The organism is Hymenobacter arizonensis (assembly GCF_900115775.1).
Classification (GTDB): domain Bacteria; phylum Bacteroidota; class Bacteroidia; order Cytophagales; family Hymenobacteraceae; genus Hymenobacter; species Hymenobacter arizonensis.
Window position 1 is genome coordinate 332648 of the sequence record NZ_FOXS01000003.1, and the last position, 18266, is coordinate 350913.

The 18266-nt window shown below is 59.1% G+C and carries 17 protein-coding genes; 11 read left to right on the forward strand and 6 right to left on the reverse strand.

Annotation, left to right across the window (positions count from 1 at the left end):
• Positions 1 to 299: 299 nt before the first annotated feature.
• Complete coding sequence (locus tag BMZ66_RS13055) at positions 300 to 1214, forward strand: PhzF family phenazine biosynthesis protein (protein ID WP_092673863.1); 915 nt, start codon at positions 300 to 302, stop codon at positions 1212 to 1214.
• A gap of 282 nt (positions 1215 to 1496) precedes the next feature.
• The gene (mutM, locus tag BMZ66_RS13060; protein ID WP_092673866.1) at positions 1497 to 2336 is read left to right on the forward strand and encodes a DNA-formamidopyrimidine glycosylase; all 840 of its coding nucleotides are present in this window, start codon (positions 1497 to 1499) and stop codon (positions 2334 to 2336) included.
• 103 nt (positions 2337 to 2439) lie between these two features.
• Here the strand turns inward: mutM and BMZ66_RS13065 are convergent, their stop codons facing one another.
• The 4 genes from BMZ66_RS13065 to BMZ66_RS13080 form a co-directional block, all read right to left on the reverse strand.
• On the reverse strand, positions 2440 to 3306 hold the full coding sequence (locus BMZ66_RS13065) for a tetratricopeptide repeat protein (protein WP_092673869.1): 867 nt from the start codon (positions 3304 to 3306) through the stop codon (positions 2440 to 2442).
• Positions 3278 to 3793 carry a hypothetical protein gene (locus BMZ66_RS13070; RefSeq protein WP_092673871.1) on the reverse strand — a complete coding sequence of 172 codons (516 nt, stop codon included), beginning with the start codon at positions 3791 to 3793 and terminating at the stop codon, positions 3278 to 3280. Before BMZ66_RS13070 ends, BMZ66_RS13065 begins: the two co-directional genes overlap by 29 nt.
• A gap of 233 nt (positions 3794 to 4026) precedes the next feature.
• On the reverse strand, positions 4027 to 4764 hold the full coding sequence (locus tag BMZ66_RS13075) for a hypothetical protein (RefSeq protein WP_092673874.1): 738 nt from the start codon (positions 4762 to 4764) through the stop codon (positions 4027 to 4029).
• A gap of 58 nt (positions 4765 to 4822) precedes the next feature.
• Positions 4823 to 5119 (reverse strand): hypothetical protein, encoded by a 297-nt coding sequence (locus BMZ66_RS13080; protein ID WP_143080192.1) that lies wholly within the window; start codon positions 5117 to 5119, stop codon positions 4823 to 4825.
• Positions 5120 to 5469: 350 nt separating this feature from the next.
• Between BMZ66_RS13080 and BMZ66_RS13085 the strand changes: the two genes are divergently transcribed.
• The 3 genes from BMZ66_RS13085 (at position 5470) to BMZ66_RS25135 (ending at position 9140) form a co-directional block, all read left to right on the forward strand.
• Positions 5470 to 7164 carry a hypothetical protein gene (locus BMZ66_RS13085; protein ID WP_143080193.1) on the forward strand — a complete coding sequence of 565 codons (1695 nt, stop codon included), beginning with the start codon at positions 5470 to 5472 and terminating at the stop codon, positions 7162 to 7164.
• Positions 7165 to 7169: 5 nt separating this feature from the next.
• Complete coding sequence (locus BMZ66_RS13090; RefSeq protein ID WP_092673883.1) at positions 7170 to 8396, forward strand: radical SAM protein; 1227 nt, start codon at positions 7170 to 7172, stop codon at positions 8394 to 8396.
• Positions 8397 to 8888: 492 nt separating this feature from the next.
• Positions 8889 to 9140 carry a hypothetical protein gene (locus BMZ66_RS25135; RefSeq protein WP_143080194.1) on the forward strand — a complete coding sequence of 84 codons (252 nt, stop codon included), beginning with the start codon at positions 8889 to 8891 and terminating at the stop codon, positions 9138 to 9140.
• A gap of 82 nt (positions 9141 to 9222) precedes the next feature.
• Here the strand turns inward: BMZ66_RS25135 and BMZ66_RS13095 are convergent, their stop codons facing one another.
• On the reverse strand, positions 9223 to 10266 hold the full coding sequence (locus tag BMZ66_RS13095) for an SDR family NAD(P)-dependent oxidoreductase (RefSeq protein WP_092673886.1): 1044 nt from the start codon (positions 10264 to 10266) through the stop codon (positions 9223 to 9225).
• A gap of 188 nt (positions 10267 to 10454) precedes the next feature.
• Between BMZ66_RS13095 and BMZ66_RS13100 the strand changes: the two genes are divergently transcribed.
• Both BMZ66_RS13100 and BMZ66_RS13105 read left to right on the forward strand, forming a co-directional pair.
• Entirely contained in the window at positions 10455 to 10964 is a 510-nt protein-coding gene (locus BMZ66_RS13100; RefSeq protein WP_092673889.1) for a hypothetical protein, read from the forward strand.
• Positions 10965 to 11119: 155 nt separating this feature from the next.
• Positions 11120 to 12157, forward strand: coding sequence for a bile acid:sodium symporter family protein (locus tag BMZ66_RS13105; protein WP_092673892.1), 1038 nt, complete (start codon positions 11120 to 11122; stop codon positions 12155 to 12157).
• A gap of 256 nt (positions 12158 to 12413) precedes the next feature.
• Here BMZ66_RS13105 and BMZ66_RS13110 read toward each other — a convergent pair whose 3' ends face one another.
• Entirely contained in the window at positions 12414 to 13121 is a 708-nt protein-coding gene (locus BMZ66_RS13110; RefSeq protein WP_092673895.1) for a dienelactone hydrolase family protein, read from the reverse strand.
• A 141-nt stretch (positions 13122 to 13262) separates the two neighbouring features.
• Here BMZ66_RS13110 and BMZ66_RS13115 point away from each other — a divergent pair, with 141 nt between their 5' ends.
• The 4 genes from BMZ66_RS13115 (at position 13263) to BMZ66_RS13130 (ending at position 18265) form a co-directional block, all read left to right on the forward strand.
• A complete protein-coding gene (locus BMZ66_RS13115; protein WP_092673898.1) occupies positions 13263 to 14321 on the forward strand; it encodes an LLM class flavin-dependent oxidoreductase in 1059 nt (352 codons plus the stop codon).
• Positions 14322 to 14476: 155 nt separating this feature from the next.
• Positions 14477 to 15646: a DUF4856 domain-containing protein gene (locus BMZ66_RS13120; protein ID WP_092673901.1), complete on the forward strand. Its 1170-nt coding sequence runs from the start codon at positions 14477 to 14479 to the stop codon at positions 15644 to 15646.
• Between the two features lie 142 nt (positions 15647 to 15788).
• The gene (locus BMZ66_RS13125; protein WP_092673904.1) at positions 15789 to 16910 is read left to right on the forward strand and encodes an imelysin family protein; all 1122 of its coding nucleotides are present in this window, start codon (positions 15789 to 15791) and stop codon (positions 16908 to 16910) included.
• The gene (locus BMZ66_RS13130; RefSeq protein WP_092673907.1) at positions 16910 to 18265 is read left to right on the forward strand and encodes an HTTM domain-containing protein; all 1356 of its coding nucleotides are present in this window, start codon (positions 16910 to 16912) and stop codon (positions 18263 to 18265) included. The genes BMZ66_RS13125 and BMZ66_RS13130 overlap by 1 nt, the downstream gene beginning before the upstream one ends.
• Position 18266: the final 1 nt, after the last annotated feature.

Below are 18266 nucleotides of genomic sequence, written 5' to 3' on the forward strand. Positions count from 1 at the left end.
ATTAATTAAAACCGAGGAATCAAAAATGCCCGCCTGACAATTCAGGCGGGCATTTTTGATTCCTCGGTTTTAATTAATCTATTTAGGAGATGTCATCCTGAGCTTGCGAAGGACCTTATCAGGGCAGAACAAATGGCAGTAATCCCTACTACGGCTCCTTCTCTCGTGATAAGGTCCTTCGCGAGCTCAGGATAACAGTAGGGTTGAGGTACTAGACAGCTTCTTTATAGTTGTTATAGAAAGCGCATCCGTCGTTCCTTCGTGGCTCCACTCATGCCGCTCACCTCACCACGCGCCCCATGCCCCAGCTGCCGTTTCTTCTTGTTGATGCCTTCACCACCGAGCCGCTCAGCGGCAACCCTTGCGCCGTGGTGCTCGATGCCGAAACCCTTACGCTCGAAACCCGGCAGCGGCTGGCCCGGGAGTTCAATCAGTCGGAAACGGCATTTGTCGACCACACGCCGCCCGGCAGCACGGAGTTTACCGTTCGCTTTTTCACGCCGGCCGAAGAAATCCCCCTGGCCGGCCATCCCACCATTGCCACCGTCACGGCCTTGCTGCACGCCGGCCGGGTCACCTTGCCCACCGATGGCACTTCGCTTGTGCTTACTCTGCACCTGCTCCACGGCCCGATTCGGGTCGATGTGTTGGCGGGAGAAGGCGGAGCGCCCCCACTGATATGGATGACCCAGCGCCGGCCCGTATTCGGAGCCGTACACGCGCCCGAAGTGGTGCTGCCCCTCTTCGGCCTCACGCCCGACGACCTGCTGCCCGGCGCGCCCATCCAAACCGTGAGCACCGGCACGCCCCAGCTCATGATATTGCTGCGCGACCACGCCGCCCTGCGCCGCGCCCACGTGGCCGACGCCGCGGGCCTGGGCCGCTACCGCGCCGAGAGCGACTTTTTCAGCCCCCACCTTTTCTGCCTGGGCGGCGCTACCCCAGCTGGTGCCACCTTTGCCCGCCACTTCGGCACCCCGCCCGACATCTCGGAAGACCCCGTCACGGGTTCGGCCACAGGCGGCATGGCTGCGTATTTGTGGCATCACGGCTACCTTAAGTCGCCCGATTTTATTGCCGAACAAGGCTACGACATGGGCCGGGCCGGCACCGTGCAAGTGCGCGTGAGCGGCCCGCCCGAAGCCATCGAAGCAGTACAGATTGGCGGCACGGGCGTGGTGGTGCTTGAAGGCAGCCTGCGCGGAGATTTATAGAGGAGGTCTTGCAACTTGAGGCGCGTTCGGGCTGTTGGTTTGACAGGTTTGCAAAGCGCGTGAGCGCGTCACGCACAGCACAGCCAAGCATCTCGCTTGCTTCGTTTCAATCGTCTGTCATGCTGAGCTTGCGAAGCACCTTATCAGGTTCGAACAATTCGTTCAGCCGTGAGAAGGTGCTTCGCAAGCTCAGCATGACAGGCGAGTAGGTTTATCGAGGTAAACAACAGGCTGCTTCCTGTCCGACCAATCTTTACTCTTCCTTTCCCCAGCCATTTCTCTGTGCCCGAATTACCCGAAGTCGAAACCTACCGTCGCTTTATTGATGAACTGGCCGTGGGCCAAACCATTGCCGCCGTGCAGGTAAACGATGCCCACGTGCTGGCCACACCCGAAGACCAGCTCCGCGCCGGCTTGGTGGGCCGCACTATCACGGGCACCTCACGCCTGGGCAAAAACTGCTTTCTGGAACTAGACAACGGTCAGGTGCTGGTGCTGCACTTCGGCATGACCGGCGACGTGGGCGCCTACCGCGACGAGCCCGATGCCCCGCGCTTCACCCGCGTGGCCCTGCACCTCGACGATTCTGGCCTGCGCCTGGCTTTCATCGACCCGCGCAAATTCGGCCGCATTCGCCTCGCCGAGAGCGCCGCCGCCCACCAGAAAGCCAAGAAAATCGGCCCCGATGCCCTCGACATCACCGCCGCTGAGCTGCATCAGAAGCTAACCCGCCGCAAAACGTTGCTCAAGCCGCTTCTGCTCGACCAAAGCATCACCGCCGGCCTCGGCAACTGGATAGTGGACGAGGTGTTGTTCCAAGCCAAAATTCACCCTGAGCGCCTAGGCACCTCCCTCACCGAAAAAGAAGGCCGGGCCCTGCACGGCGCCGTGCAGCTAGTGCTTACCACGGCCATCAATCAGGAAGCCAACTACCGGCATTTTCCGGCCTCATTCCTCATTCATGCCCGCGAGTGGGACACCTCGGCCACGCCCACCAGCGACGATGCCCACACCTTCTGTCCGCGCCACCCCAAGGTAAAAATTGATAAATATTACGTGGGCGGCCGTGCCACTTACACCTGCCCCAAGTGCCAGCCGGCGCCGGTGCTACAACCGAATTGAAGCGCCACCCGCGCAGACGCCAAAGCTGACTAGCAATGCCAAGAGAAGGCTACAAGATTCTTCTAGCCGCCCGCATAGCGAAAGGGTGGGCCCATTGCTCGCGTCAGTCCGCCAGCTTCTTCTGGGCCTGTATCACCTCAAACTCGGTTATCTGCCCCGGATAATTAGCGTAATAAATATTGTCTTCGTTCAGCCGATAGCCGCCAATCAGGGCGCGCTGCGAGGCCGCTAAATGCTGCCGTGCCAAAGCCGGCTTTCCTTGGGCCTGATAGGCCAGGGCCAGGTAGTAGTTGGCTTCTGGGTGCTGCGAGTAGGCTTTCAGGCAGCGTTCCAGATGCGTTTGGGCCTGCGGATACTGCTTCTTTTTGAGCGCCAGCACTCCGGCGTAGAGCAGCGTATTGAAGTGGATTTCGCCCCGGCCGTCGGCCCCAAGCTGCAGGCGCATGTCTTCGGCAAAATCGGCCTCGGCATCCTTGTACTTGCCCATTTCCAGGTTGCAGAGGCCCATGAAAAACGCGTAGGTGTGGTCCATTTCCCGACCCTGGGGCTTGAGCTGAGCCACGCGCCGGAAGTCGGTGAGCGCCCCAGCGTAGTCCTTGGTAAAAATGCACTTGAGGAATCCCCGATAGGCCAGCCAGCGGTTCACATCCAGGGCAACTGCTTGGTCTATCAAAGGAAAAGCCTTGGCATAATCGCCGCACTTGATGAGCGGCATGGCTTTCTGCTGGTAGGCGTAAGCAATGGTGGGGCACGCCGCAATCAGGCTGTCGCAATACTGGGCCCACTGCGGGCTCAGGTAGCTCACGCGGTGCGCTCCACGGTCTAGGTAGCGGGCCACAAGGCTGTCCTGATACACTTTGTTGCTGCAGTCTTTGGCCAGAGCGGCCTGGTCCTGAGCGGGCTGCTGCTGGGCGTGGCCCACCTGCGCCACGCCCAGCAGGCTAAGGAATAACGGCCACCACTTTCCCATTGCTGATTTTGAAGGTTAAATAAGTGAAATAATTCACCTGCATGCCATTGGGGGCCGTGACGGTCCGCCAGTTCTTCAACGACTGCACAAACGCATACAGCTCATTGATTAGCTCTTTGGAAAAATGCGTTTTTTGGTAAGCGGCATCAGTCTGAAGCACCTGCGTCATGGGCTGCCGAAAGCCCGCGCAGTCCACCACAAATCGGAACGTAACATAGCCGGTGACCTTGTGATGCTGATTGCTGCGCTGCAGGAAACTATTGGCCTCGGCCGCCAGGGTTTCTGAGCTGCGCGGATACTTAGCGTCCACGCTGAAATAGGGAGCCACTGGAGCCTTTGCGCAAGCCGGGTTGCGCGTCATAACCGTATCCATGTATTCCCCTCCTTTAAGCACAAAGTTTTGACTGCTGGCCGGGATGTAGAATAGCAGAAAGAGGAGCGCAGCGGTGAGCCTCATTTGTAGTTGCTGCTTGATTAAATCAGGCATTGTGGATGGAAGCTGAGGCTAAAATCATAGTAGGGTTAAGGACGTTCAGGCAATAATTGCGCTTTTGGAGTCAAATTCGGCTAGAAAGGAATGTAGCGGTGCTGGTAGTTAAGCTTTCTAAGCCTTGGCCACTGCTTGCATGGATATTGCTAAAATTTATTTCGGGTTGAAAGAAAATGTATTGTTGCACAACGCATAGTTTTCCCCCCAAGTATTCTCAATTGAGAATACTCTTACTTTTCCTTCTCATCAGCCACTGGCGTAGGCTCGAGCTTATTCTCCACCACAAGCCTACTGGCGCCGGCCCGGTTGGCAATGACTTGCTCGCCAAGTTTCTCTAGGTTCTTCGAGCTGTAGATTTTCATGGCAGTAGCCACGTCCACTGCTTGGGCAGTCTGCTCGTCGTAGACGGGCACTAGGGAGAGGAAATTGACTGTGACACCGCGGGGCTGCAGCAGCTTGTTGACTTCCGGTAACAGTAAATCTTCGAAGTCTGATGGGCTGAAGGTTACCACGTCCTCCTTCGACAAGCGGCCGCGCACCGCGTCTTTGATGCGCTTGTCAATCACTGTATTTTCGGCAGCTTCAAATTGAGTGCTGACTTCGGTAGTGTTAGTTTTACCCAGGTATTTTGCTTCTTGAATGAAGCTCATCGGATTGGTGATGGTATAGTCATAGCTCACATCGAGTGAAGCCAACACATTCTCTGCAAATACCACTTTGAAGTGGCTGTCACCTTGCATAGGGTAGTCGGGGATGGTGACTTTGTAAAAGCATGGATTGCCCACGCCTTTTGGTACTGACTTGCCGGCTTCAATCAGGCTCCAATTCACGCCACAGTCGTCGGTTACCAGAGTATTCACGTTGGCTTTGGCGTAGTCGCAGCTGGAGAGGCTGACAGGCAATAGGCAGGCGAAAAGGCCAACGAACGTGAGGGACTTCAATTGGGTGCGTAAAAACGTCTTTTTCATACGATGCAGAAGAGGTGTAAGGGTATTTTGCTATTTAATCGCCGAGCGGTTATTTGCATTACTGGCGCTTGGGTAAAAATTTTGCAATGAAAAGCTGCTGGCCAGATAGCCAAACATAATACCCCAGCCCCGCCACGCACGCCCACTGAATAGCTGTGTGCCCCAGCCCCGGCAATGCAATAGTGGGTTTAATAAACTTCACCAGCAGCCGCGAGCCGAGCAGGGCACCGGCCGCCGCGCCCACAAAAATCCACTGGCGATGCGCACTTCTGATGGGGTCGGCGGCGCGGGTGCGCAAGTGAGAATAAAGCCAGTAGCCCAGGGTGTAGGCCAGCACCTCGCACAGCAGGTGCACCGGCAATCGAGCAGGGCCCTTAGGGCTAACTCGACAGGGAATTGCATGAGGCGAATATGGCGGGTTTGCGCTTAGGGCGCAGCATCATATTTTGGAAGAGAGGCCAAGAACGGAGCATAGAAAACAGCAGAAGCATAAGCGAGCCCGCAGCCTGCCCAAAAAGTGCCTTTTCTGGCAATACTATATAATTGTAATGTCCAATTTTTTGCTAATTATGTCACTGTTTATTATTGACTTATCTGTGGAGTAAGTCCAAAAGCAAAGTCCTGAAATGATAAGAATTTAATTTATGCAGCTAGCGTACGGCGCTACTTTAGAGCACTTGTTGTACCTGCCTCATTCACTGCACTATGAAACAGATTTCTATTGTTCCGTTTAATAATCCGGGGGTGTTGGGGCTGCTGCGGCGCCGGGCCGTGGCTCGCGTTGTGGCGTGGGCGTTGCTGTTGGCGGTTGGGCCGTTGCTCACAGGGTGCCAGCGCTTCTACCGCGCCGAAGAGAAGGCCGTGAGCCGGGATACTGTGAGCCTACTGGCCGAGTCAAAAACCTTTGTGGTGCACCAGGGGGCGTCGGTGTGGGAACTGCGCAGTCCGCGGCTGAACGGGGAAGTGCTGGAAGGAACAAAAGCGCCGCTCAGTGCCGCGGTTAGTCCGTTTCAGCAGGTGCCGGCGAAGGGTAAATCGCCGCGTTACAACAAGCCCGATGCTCCCGTCGTGCTCAACATCGTGCATGTCTACATCGCCGATGCGCAGAGTGGGGCCGAGGACCAGGTAAGCATCCCTTTTGCCGACATCAGGCAGATTGATTTAATTGAAAAAGACTCGGATAAAACCACTGCATCCTACCTCTTGGGAGGCTTGGGCATTACGGTGGGCGCCATGGCCATTCTATTGGTGATTGTGGCCCTCACCAAGAGCTCCTGCCCGTTTGTGTATGCGTATGATGGCAAGGAGTACCGCTTTGTGGGCGAGGCCTACGGTGGAGCCATTTTTGCCCCCGCCGAGCGCAACGACTACCTTCCGCTGCCCGCCCTGCAACCCGAAAACAACCAGTACCGCCTCAAAATCAGCAACGAGCTCAAAGAGCGCCAGTACACCAACCTCGCCGAGCTGTGGGTGGTGCAGCACCCCGCCACCACCCAAGTGCTGCTCGACCAGCGCGGCCGGGTGCAAACCCTGGCCAGCTTGCAGCCGCCCACCGAAGTCCGCTCGCTGGCCGGGCACGACTACACCGCTCAGCTGCAGGCCACCGACCACAGCGCCGTGCTGTTCAACGAAGACTCGCCCGGCAGCGCCCCCAACGAGGTGGTAATGACCTTTGCCAAACCCGCTGGTGCCCGCCAGGGCAAGCTGGTGCTGCACGCCCAGAATTCGCTGTGGCTCGATTACCTCTACGGCGCCTTTATTGAGAAATTCGGGGCTTACTACAACACCTGGGCCGGGCAGCAGCGCACCCAGCCCGCCGCCATCAACCAGCAGTGGAGCCTCGACCAGGGCATTCCGCTGAAGGTGTACGTGGAAACGGCGCAGGGCTGGCAGCTGGCCGAAACCATTCCGACCATCGGCCCGCTGGCCTCCCGCGATTTGGTGGTGCCGCTGGCTTTCGCGGCCAACGACACCCACCACCTGCGCGTGAAGCTGGAGTGTGGGTTTATGTTTTGGGAAGTCGATTATGCGGCCCTGGACTGCAGTCCCAACGCCCCGGTGCAGCTCGACAACTGCCGCCTGATAAGCGCCACCACCGAGCGCGGCGCCGATGCCAAAGCGGCCCTGGCCGCCGATGATGCCAACTACCTCCAGCAATTTCGGCCCGGCACAGCAGTCAGCCTCGCCTACGAAACCAAGCTCCCGGCGCCCGATGCCCAAACCCGCCGCACTACGTTTTTGCGCACCAAAGGCTACTACGAGCACATCCGCGACTTTAAGGGCCTGCCCAACCTGCCCGAGCTATACGCCTTCAAAAAACCGGGCCGCTTCATCGAGTTCTCGAAGGAACGGTACCAAGAAGCCACCCAGGCCATGAGGCCCGCCACCGCCAGCCGCTAACGCCCATGGAAACCACCCTCATCACCGACCTGACTTACGTAGAAGCGCCGGCGGCCCCCGTTGCGCCACCGCACCTGCCGGCCACCATGCTTACCACGCGGCTGAAGCGCGCCTGCATAACGGCCGTTTTCTACTTGGTAGAAGCCCGCTTGCTGTGGCGCTACCTGCGCACGCCGGCCCGCATCAAGCTGGCCGCGGAGCGAATTAAGGACCTGAAGCGCGCGTACTATGGCGAGCTCGCGGTGCGCAAAATTGCCTGCGTGGCCGGCCGGTATTACCGCGAATACCAAACGCCCGGCTGGCCCAGCCCCGCCTACGATACCTACGTGGCCACCACCGTGAACCGCCTCGTGCCCTTCCGCGCCGATACCGACACGCTGAACCTGGTGTTTCTGGCCATCACCAAAAAGTGCCCGCTGGCCTGCGACCACTGTTTTGAGTGGGACGCCCTAAACCAAAAAGAAACCCTGACGCGGGCCCACATCCACGAAATGGTGGCCACGTTCCAGGCCCGGCACGTGAGCCAGATTTTCTTTAGCGGCGGCGAGCCCATGCTGCGGGTCAACGACCTAGTGGCCGTGGTAGAGGCTGCCCAACCTGGCACCGATTTCTGGGTAATTACCTCGGGCTTCAACTTCACCCGCGAAAACGCCGGCCGACTGAAGCAAGCCGGTTTCACGGGCGTCACCATCAGCCTCGACCACCACGACGCGGCCCGGCACAACGCCTTTCGCGGTTCGCCCCAGGCCTACAACAATGCCGTGCAAGCAGCGGCCTACGCCAGCGAGGTTGGCCTGGTCGTCAACCTGTCGCTGTGTGCCACCCAAGAATTCACCACCGAAGCTAACCTGATGGCCTACGCCCGCCTGGCCCGGCAGCTGGGCGTGGCCTTCATTCAGGTGCTGGAGCCGCGGGCCGTGGGCCACTACGCCGGCAAGGCCGTGGACCCCAGCCCCGCCCAGATTGCCCTGCTCGAGGCCTTTTACCTAAAGCTCAACTACGGCTCCGAGTACCTCGACTGGCCCATGGTGCACTACTACGGCTACCACCAGCGCCGCATGGGCTGCGGGGGCGCCGCCGACCGGTTTCTGTACGTCGACACCGATGGCGACTTGCACGCCTGCCCATTCTGCCAGAAGAAGAGCGGCAGCGCCCTCTGCGGCTCCCTCGACGACTCGCTGGCAGCCCTCAAAACCCGCGGTTGCCATCCCTTTAAATCAACCAGTATATGAGTAGCAGGTCCAGCACCCAATTTGCGGGGGCCGGATACTTTAAAACGTGGCTTTGGCTACCAGCCTGCCGCTTCGCCGTGGCTTGACGTTTTACTCAGCAACATAGATTATCTATTCGAAAAATTCAATTTAAAGTTTATGTAAATAATTGTAAGGGAGAAGTATGTTTGATTAATATGATGATTTAATTAAAATATAAAGTGTCGTTCAAAAACAATTTATTTTGCTTGAAATTTTTTATTAATGGTTTAGTAATATTCTGGTTCGGCTAAGAATTGTGTGCAATAAAATCATAAGTAATTGATTTTCATCTTTAGCCAGAGTAGATTATATGTTAAATATACAATATGACATCCTCGGGCGCATTCTGCTGTGTTATTAAAGTGCAATAAAGTAAATGGGCTCAGGCAATAATTTGGCTACAGATTTGGTTAATTGGGCAATCAGAAAGCTTAGAGTTTCCACAATTAGCCACTCAATCACAGTCATTATATGCTGCGTTCATTCATTCTTTTCGTAAGTCTTTTAGGGTTCTTCGCCACGGCCGAAGCAGTAGCTGCTCCAACGAGCGCCACAAAATCGCCTTATGACAAAATTTTGCCAGGTGACCACCGTCCAAATTATAAGCGCTACGGACACCATGGCCTTTTCGAGCGGGGTGGTTTATTCAGTTTCCGCAGCAGCCGTGGATTTGGCAAGCCGTCTGGTACTCGCTCGACTAGCAAGCGCCGGGGCACGCTTTAAGCATTGCTTTTACACGCGAAAGCCGCGCTACCTTACTGTCTTTCGGCAGTTTGGTAGCGCGGCTTTGTTGTAGAGAAACAGCTTATACTTCGTTATTCTTCACCGCGGCCTTGCGGTTGAGGGCCGTGAGGGGCGATTTGGTGAGCGCGCTCTCGCTTTCGTAGCCTTTGCGCCGCACGTTGGCCGCTGGGCTTTCGCCGGTGGCGGGCAGGGCGCGGTTGAGCCAACTCAGGATGTCGGTGGTGGTGCCGGGCAGCAGGCCGTGGAAGGCCGACAGCAGCTTGGCCGGCAGGGAGAGAATGACTTCGCCATCGCCGCGGCGGCAGGCGTTCCAGATTTGGCGGGAGGCCTGCTCGGCGCTCATGGTAAGGCCGGGCAATGAGTCGGCGATGCTGAACCAGGCAAACTCTTTTTTGTGCTGGCCCTTCACCATGGCGTGGCCGGGGCTGCCGGTGCGCAGCAAGCCGGGGCACACCGTGGTGACGCTGATGCCGTGCTGCCGCATTTCGGCCCGAAAGCCTTCGGACAAACCCACCAAGGCGAATTTGCTGGCGCTGTAGGGCGTCATGTGGGGCATGGCCACCTTGCCGCCCAGCGAAGAGATGTTGACGATGCGGCCCTCGCCGCGGCCGCGCATGCCCGGCAGCACGGCCTGCATGGCGTGCAGCGGCGCCCAGAAGTGAATGGCCATGGAGTCTTCGTAGTCGCGCAGGTCCATGTTGTCGAGTGGGCCGCCTACAATGATGCCGGCGTTATTAATAAGCACATCGACCGCACCGAAGCGCTTCTCGACTTCGGCCACCATGGCGCGCACTTCGGCTTCGTTGGTGATGTCGTGGGCCAGGGTGAGCACGTCGTCCTCGGCGGCACCGGCCATGAGCAGGTCTTGGCGGGCGCGGGCCAGCTCGGCTTCGTCGCGAGCACAAATGGCCACCCGGGCGCCCTCAGCCACGGCCTGGCGGGCCAGCACGAGGCCCAGTCCGCGCGAGCCGCCGGTGATGAGCACGACGCGGCCGTTCAAATCGTAGGAGCCGCGGCGGTTGCCCCAGAGGGTGGCGGCCATGGCGGCGGCGCCCAGGCCGGCGGCCAGCAGCCAGTTCTTGTTGGTGCGTTTGTCGTGTTTCATAGTTGGTTGTATGCCAAAAGGGGCCGAAAGGTTGCAGTGAGGAGATTAGCGCGGCGTTTTTTCGCGGCGCTCTGGCACGAAACGTGGATGCAGCCGCGTTGGGACGGTAGCGGCCGATGATTTAGCCCGATATTTACCCGGCCATTGTGCCCTTGTTTTTCAGTGTTTTGATATCAATGCCTTACCGTATGAAACTGTTGCTGCTCTCGTCGTTGCTGGTGCTGGCCACCGCGCCCGCCGTGCTGGCGCAAGCCCCAGCCGCGGCCACCGTAAAAACCAAGGTGAAGCCTGCGGGCCAACCCAGCGTGAAAACCAAAACCACCCAGGCGCCCGAAGCCGCACCCGCGGTAGCCGGCCCGTCCGACGCTGAAATTGACGCCAAGGCCAACGCGCTGACGGCCAACATGCAGAAGAACCTGGCCCTGAACCCTCAGCAAACCGAGAAAGTACGCGTCATCAACCGTCGCGCCATTGATAATGTTGAGACGGCCCGCGCCCGCTACCGGACTGACCCGCGCAAGCTGGCCGGCATTGTGGAAAGCGTGAGCAGTTCGCGGCTTTCGGCCATTAAAGACGTGCTGACGCCTGCCCAATTCGATAAATACCAGCGCAAGCGCGAAGAGAAGATGGGCGTGCCCAACGTGCAGGGCGTGCAGGGCACCCCGCCTCCCGGCCTGGGCGGCGGCAGCGACCAGTAAGCAGCTTAGCTGCGCTCAGTCAGGGCTAAGTAAGCTTTCACGTAACGGCTGAAGCCCCAATGAAACTCCCACAGCGCCAGGCTCCCCGAGCCTGGCGTTTTTTATTTCTGCCCCCGAAATGCCACCGTAGCCCAGCCATTGGCGTAATCTGGCTCATGAACCAACCCATTGCCCCCGCACCTGTTCCCAACCGTTTTGCTGCACTTCTGGCCCGGGCCGGGCTCGATTGGTTTCTGCTAGCCCTGTTTGGCGTGGTGGCGTTGGCGTATTTCCTGCCAGACCTGGGCAGCAAAGCCAGCCCCGTGCCATGGAAGCTCATCACGACCGTTGGGGTAGCGCTGGTGTTTTTCTTTTATGGGCTGAAGCTCAGCCTGGAGAAGCTGCGGGCGGGCATGCGCAACTGGAAGTTGCACTTGCTGGTGCAAGCCACCACGTTTGTGTTGTTTCCATTGTTGGCCTTGCTGGTACGGCCCTTCTTCGGCCCCGAAAAAGGCGAATTGCTCTGGCAGAGCATCTTCTTTCTGTGCGCCTTGCCAAGTACGGTTTCTACGTCGGTGGTGATGGTGAGCATCGCCAGGGGCAACATGCCGGCCGCTATTTTCAACGCCAGCATTTCCAGCTTGCTGGGCATCGTGCTCACGCCCTTGCTGGCCAGCCTGTTTTTGCACCTCAGTGCCGACAGCAGCCAGCTGTGGGGGCTGGCGGTGCAGCTGCTGTGGCAGGTGGTGCTGCCGGTAGGGGCGGGGGTACTGCTCAACTCCCGTTTCAATGCCTTCGCCGAGCGACACAAATCCAAGCTGCGCACGTTCGACCAGGTCACGATTTTGCTTATCGTCTTCACGGCCTTTTGCGAGTCCTTCGCCGAGGGCATCTTCAGCAGCTACCGCCCGGCCGACGTTTTCAAGTTGGGCGCAGGCATGGTGGGTTTATACATTATAATAGTCGCCCTCATTTGGGCATTAAGTCGGGTGCTGAACTTTCCTCGCGCCGATAAAATCGTGGCGGTGTTCTGCGGCTCCAAAAAGTCTTTGGTGCACGGCAGCGTAATGGCAAGCCTGCTGTTTCCGGCCAGCGCGGCCACGGGGCTCATTTTGCTGCCGCTGATGCTTTATCATGCCTTGCAGATAGTACTGGCCAGCAGCATGGCGCAGTGGCTGGGGCGGCAGCCGGAGGCGCAAGTAGCTGCGGCATAGTTAATGGAGCTTGGAGCGGCGGAACCGCACGCCCGGGCTAAAACTCACCCCCGGCCCTGCCGGGTACGACCCCTCTCCAAAAGAGAGGGGAGCCTGGCGATTAACAAGAAAGCCTCACTGCAATTTGCAGTGAGGCTTTCTATTTGAAAAGCTACTTTGTTCTTGTGCCGTGGCTCCCCTCTTTTTCGGAGAGGGGTCGTACCCGGCAGGGCCGGGGGTGAGGTTCCAAGGGGCTGAGGCTCTGTTGCCTCTACACCTACCCCAGCTTCTCCTTAAAGAAAGCCAGCGTCATCCCCCAAGCCTCCGCGGCGGCTTCCGGGTGGTAGCTCGGCCGCTCGTCGCAATGAAAGCCGTGGTCGGCGTAGGAAATAACGGTGTTGATGAACGGCTTGCCCGCGGCTTCCACGGCTTCCGTCACCTCGGCAATGTGCTCCTTGCTGATGTGCGCATCCAGTCCGCCCCAGAAAAACAGGTGCGGGGCGTGCAGGTCGGTGGCCCGGTCTTTCAGCAGGTGCGTGCCACCGCCGTAGTAGGAAACGGCCGCGGCGAGCGGCAGCACGGCATTGGCCAGAAACGACACCCTGCCGCCCACGCAGAAGCCGATGCTGCCAATCTTATCGCCCAATATCAGGGCCTGCGATTGCAGCCAGGCGTGCGCGGCTGTCAAGTCGGCTGTCAGGTCTTCAGGGTTGAGGGCGTTGTAGTGGGGTAAGGCGCTGCCGAAGTCGGAATAGGGAACTTCCAGGCCCGGCGCGGCGGTGCGGTGGAATAGCTCGGGGGCGATAACAGCGTAGCCCGCCTGGGCCAGGCGGTCGGCCACGCTGCGAATGTGGTGGTTCACACCAAAGGCTTCCTGTAGTAAGATGATGCCCGGCACCGGGCCCGTGCTGCTGGGAAAAGCCGAGTAGGCGTGCATTTCGGTGCCGTCGGCTACTTGAATGATGACGTTGTTTTGGTCGCTCATAGGGGAGGTGAAGTGAATAGTTGGGTGCTTAACAGCTGAGTTGGGAATTGTTCGCTAGGCGGCCATACGGCTTCCGAGGTAGCCGCGTCGAACCGGAAGCGCTAGTAAACGGTTGTGGAACCCAATTTCCCCTTCCCGATAATGACCCCCTCCCCCAAACTTCGCCTCAACGTGCTCGACCAGTCTCCCATTCGTCCGGGAGCCACTGCCCGGCAAGCCCTGCTCGAAACCGTAGAGCTGGCCCAGCTGGCCGACCGCCTCGGCTATTCCCGCTTCTGGGTATCGGAGCACCACAACACCAACACCCTGGCCGGCTCGGCGCCCGAGGTGCTCATTGCCCACCTGGGCAGCCAAACCAAGCGCATCCGGCTGGGGTCGGGCGGCGTGATGCTGCCCCACTACAGCGCCTTGAAAGTGGCCGAAAACTTCCGCCTGCTCGAAAGCCTGTTTCCCGGCCGCATCGACCTGGGCATGGGCCGCGCTCCCGGTGGCGACCGCCTCACGGCCCACGCCCTCAACCCCAGCAATACTTTCAGCGAGCAGGACTTCGTGGAGCAGCTCATGGACCTGCAAGCTTACCTGCGCGACGACCGGGTGCCCGAAACCATTCACGAGCGGGTAATGGCCATTCCGCAAGCGGCCACCGTGCCCGAGCTGTGGCTGCTCAGCTCCAGCGGCCAAAGCGGGCTCTTTGCCGCGCACCTGGGCATGGCGTTTTCCTTCGCGCAGTTCATCAATGGCAACGGCGGCCCGCAGGCCGTGCGCACCTACCGCGAGCGGTTCCGCCCTTCGGCCGAGCTGGCGGCGCCGCTGGCCAACATGGCCGTGTTCGTGCTCTGCGCCGAAACCGAAGAAAAAGCCCACGACCTGCGCGCCGCCATGGACCTCATGCTGCTGCGCTTTGGCAAGGGCGAGCGCGGCAGCTTCCCCACCACCGAGGAAGTGCGCAGCTACCGCTTCACGGCCGAAGACCAGTTTCACCTCGCCCAAAACCGGGGCCGCGTGGTAAGCGGCACGCCCGAGCAGGTGCACCAGCAGCTCACGCAGCTGGCCGCCGACTACGGCGTGGACGAAGTGGCAGCTGTCACGATTACCGCCACATTCGAGGACCGGCTGCGCTCCTACGAGTTGCTGGCCAAAGTTTTTGAATTGGTAACACCCGAAGAAGAGCTTGTGAAACAAGTAGTTGAGCAAGTATAGCCGGAGGCCGCTGGCGCGAAGAAGCTAGAAGAATAGAATTGTTGTTTTTCTATTTGGAACGATTCTAAATAGACCCTACTTTTGTGAAAGTTTAGAACGATTCTAAACAAGGCCCGCTTTTCTCGCTGTTTGCAAAGCGCTACTTAACTTCCTTTATGACCACCTTTAGCCGTACTTCCTCGTTCGCACTGCTCGCCCTTACGCTTGGCTTGGCTTCCTGCAGCAAAGACGACACCGTGACCCCGTCTGCTCCCACGCTGCGTGCCAAAATGGACTACGCAACTCTCACGGGTACTACGCCTTACACCACTTCGTTTAAGGATGCGAACGGGGCTTCGACCGTAGACTTGGGTACGGCGGCGGTACGGCTCGACATGTTCACTGAGTTCAACAACTACATGGCCACGGTGGCTGTAGCTGCGCCTGCCACGCCGGCCATGCTGGACCTCACCAAGCTCCGCAACCTCTACGCTGGTACCAACGCGCCGTTTGCCTCAGCTGCCCTGAACACTGCCGCCGCAACGGGCGTGTCGCTGCGCGAAAAGACGGCTGCTTCTTTCTCGGAAGCCAACGCCAACGTGGTTCGCAGTTACATGGACCGTCAACTGACTGACTTAGAAATGGCTAGCCGGTCAGTAAATCAGACGGCTACTCCCGGCAATGCCGGCCGCCTGGGCCGCTACCTCGTCGATGCCAAAGGCTTCGAAGTGAACCAGGTTATTCAGAAAGCCCTGCTGGGTGCCCTGCTGCTCGACCAGATTAACAACGTGCTGCTAACGCCCGCTTCGCTGGCCGCCGAGAACACCAAAGCAGTGGCCGGCAAAACCTACACCGAGCGCGAGCACATCTGGGACATGGCCTACGGCTACATGACCTCCAATGCCACCATGGTAACCGACATCGCCATCATGCCCCGCGAGCGTTTCCTGGCTGGCTACCTCAACGAGAAGAATGGCCCGGCTTCGCCTGGTGTGTACATGGCTTTCCTGAAAGGCCGCGCCGCCATTGTGAACAACGACGACGCCACGCTCAAAGCGCAGGCCGATATCATTCGCACCGAGCTGGAAAAAACCATTGCTAAATCGGCCGTGTCGTACCTGGCCAGCTGGAAATCCAACGCCGCCCTCGACGCTAAAGCCCACGCGCTGGCCGAAGGCATCGGCTTTATCTACTCCCTGCGCTTCTGCACCAAAACGAACGTCGACACTGCCTGGGCCGACTCTGTGCTGAACGGCATCACTTCGGGCACCGACGGCGCCTGGAGCCTGACCAACCCCCAGGCCGATGCTGGCATCAACGCCATCAACACCAAGTTCGGGCTCTAAAATCAACGGAAAGAACCTTTCGGGGTTCTTTCCTATTTACACCTCGACTTGAGCGTTACCCCAGCAGTAGCTCGGTAGCGCTCAACTCAATTAATAAGGTTTCCTACTCTTCCCAGAAGTAAGCCCCTTTTATCATTCCAAAATGAAGAAGTCGATTCTGCTCTTTTCGTTGTCGGTAATTCTTGCCGCAGGCGGTATTACCAGTTGCAAGGACGTAATCGCTGACGCGGAAAACCCCACGGCGGGCGCCTCCGAGCTGGACCGCAAAGCGGTGCTCACGCAGTGGGCCGACACCCTGGTGATTCCCGGCTACCAGCGCTTCAGCAGCAAGCTCACGGCCATGAAAACCCAATCGACGGCTTTCACGGCGGCGCCCACTGTGGCGGGCCTGCAGTCGCTGCGCCAGTCCTGGCGCGAGGCCTACTTGGAGTGGCAGAAGGTGGAAGTGTTTGAATTTGGCCCCGCGGCCGATGTTTCGCTCGCCAACCGCTTCAACATTTATCCGGCTGATGCGGCCGGCATTCGTCGCAACATCAACTCGGGCACCTACAATTTTGAGTTGGCCACGGCCATTCCGCAGCAGGGCTTTCCGGCCCTCGACTTTCTGCTGAATGGCATCGCCGCCGACGACGCGGCCATCGTGCAGTCGTACGTGGCCACCGCCAACCAGCGCCGCTACCTCACCGACGTGGTAAACACCATGGACCAGCTCCTGACCACCGTGCGCGGCCAGTGGAACGGCCCGTACCGCGCCACCTTCGTCAACAGCACTGGCACCAACGCCGGCAGCTCGCTCTCGCTGCTGGTCAATTCCTACGTTCGCTACTACGAGCAGGCCCTGCGCTCGGGCAAGATTGGCATTCCCGCGGGCGTGATGTCGGGGGTAGCAGCGCCCGACAAGATAGAGGCCTATTACCACCGGGGCGCGCTGCCGCTGCAGCTGGCCCAAACGGCCCACGCCACGGTGCAAAACGCGTTTAATGGCCGTGCCGGGCAGCCTTCGCTCAAGTCGTATACCGATGCGCTGGGCGCCAAAGACAGCCGCACCGGCCAGTCGCTCACCAAGCTCATCAACGACCAGTTTAGCCTGTCGTCCCAGCAGCTGGTTTCCTTGGGCCCCGATTTGTTTTCCACGCTGCAAACCCGCAATGCCGCCGCTGTGCAGTCTTACAACGAGATGCAGAAGGCCGTGCGCATGCTGAAGGTTGACATGACGTCGGCCATGAGCGTGAGCGTAACCTACGTCGACAACGACGGCGACTAGTGCGCCCGAGCTACTTCCAAACCTATACCCCGGCAGCGCCGCTGGCTGTATTCCGCGTGGCCTTTGGCCTGCTGATACTGGCCAGCGTCGTTCGCTTTTGGGCCAAAGGCTGGATAGACGAGCTTTATCTGCAGCCCAGGTTCTTCTTTCCTTACTACGGGTTCGAATTCATCAAGCCGCTAGGCCCGTACACGTACGGGCTTTTTGCGGTTTGCGGCGTGTGTGCGCTGCTGGTGGCCCTGGGCTGGCACTACCGCCTGGCCGCCATGGGCCTGTTCCTCAGCTTCACCTACACCGAGCTAATGGACAAAAGCACCTACCTGAACCACTATTATTTTGTGAGTCTGGCGGCGCTGCTGCTCGTTTTCCTGCCAGCCGGCAACTACTTCTCCCTCGATGCCCAGCGCCAGCCCGCGCGCGAGCACACCCACGTGCCCCGCTGGACCGTGGACGCCCTGCGCCTGCTCGTGGGCATCGTGTATTTCTACGCCGGCCTGGCCAAGCTGAATTCTGACTGGCTGCTGGCGGCCCAGCCGCTGCGCATCTGGCTGCCGGCCAAAAACGACCTGCCGCTGGTGGGCTCCCTGTTCAACTACCCCATCACGGCGTTTGTGTTCAGCTGGTTTGGCGCCATTTATGACCTCACGGTGCCGTTTTTTCTGCTGAATCGCCTCACCCGACCCTTTGCCTACGCGGCGGTGGTGGTGTTCCATGTGCTCACGGCCATCCTGTTTCCCATCGGCATGTTTCCGTATGTGATGATAGTGGCGGCGCTCATATTCTTCCCGCCCGAATGGCACGAGCGGCTGCTGGAGCGGGTGCGGGCAGTGTTCAAGCGGCCTTCAGCAGCTCAGCAGCCCGCTACGCCGCTGGTGTACCGGCCGCGGGTGCAGCTGGCCCTGGTCACGGGGCTGGCGCTGTTCTTTGTGGTGCAGCTGCTGGTACCGTTCCGCTACGCGCTATACCCCCGCGAGCTGTTCTGGACCGAGGAAGGCTACCGATTTTCCTGGCGCGTGATGCTGATGGAAAAAATGGGCCAGGTGGAATTTAAAGTGGTCGACTCCGCTACCGGCCGCACCCGGCGCGTCAACAATTCCGACCACCTCAGTGTGCTGCAGGAAAAGATGATGGCCACCCAGGCCGACATGATACTGCAATTTGCCCACTACCTGCGCGACTACTACGCCGCCCAGGGCGTGCACCAACCCCAGATTTACGCCGATACCTACGTGAGCCTAAATGGTCGCATGGGCAGAGCCTACATTGACCCCACCGTGGACCTGGCCCGCCAAGCCGAAAGCTTTGCGCCCAAGCCGTGGATTTTACCTTTTGATGATGAGATTTCAGGTTTATAGA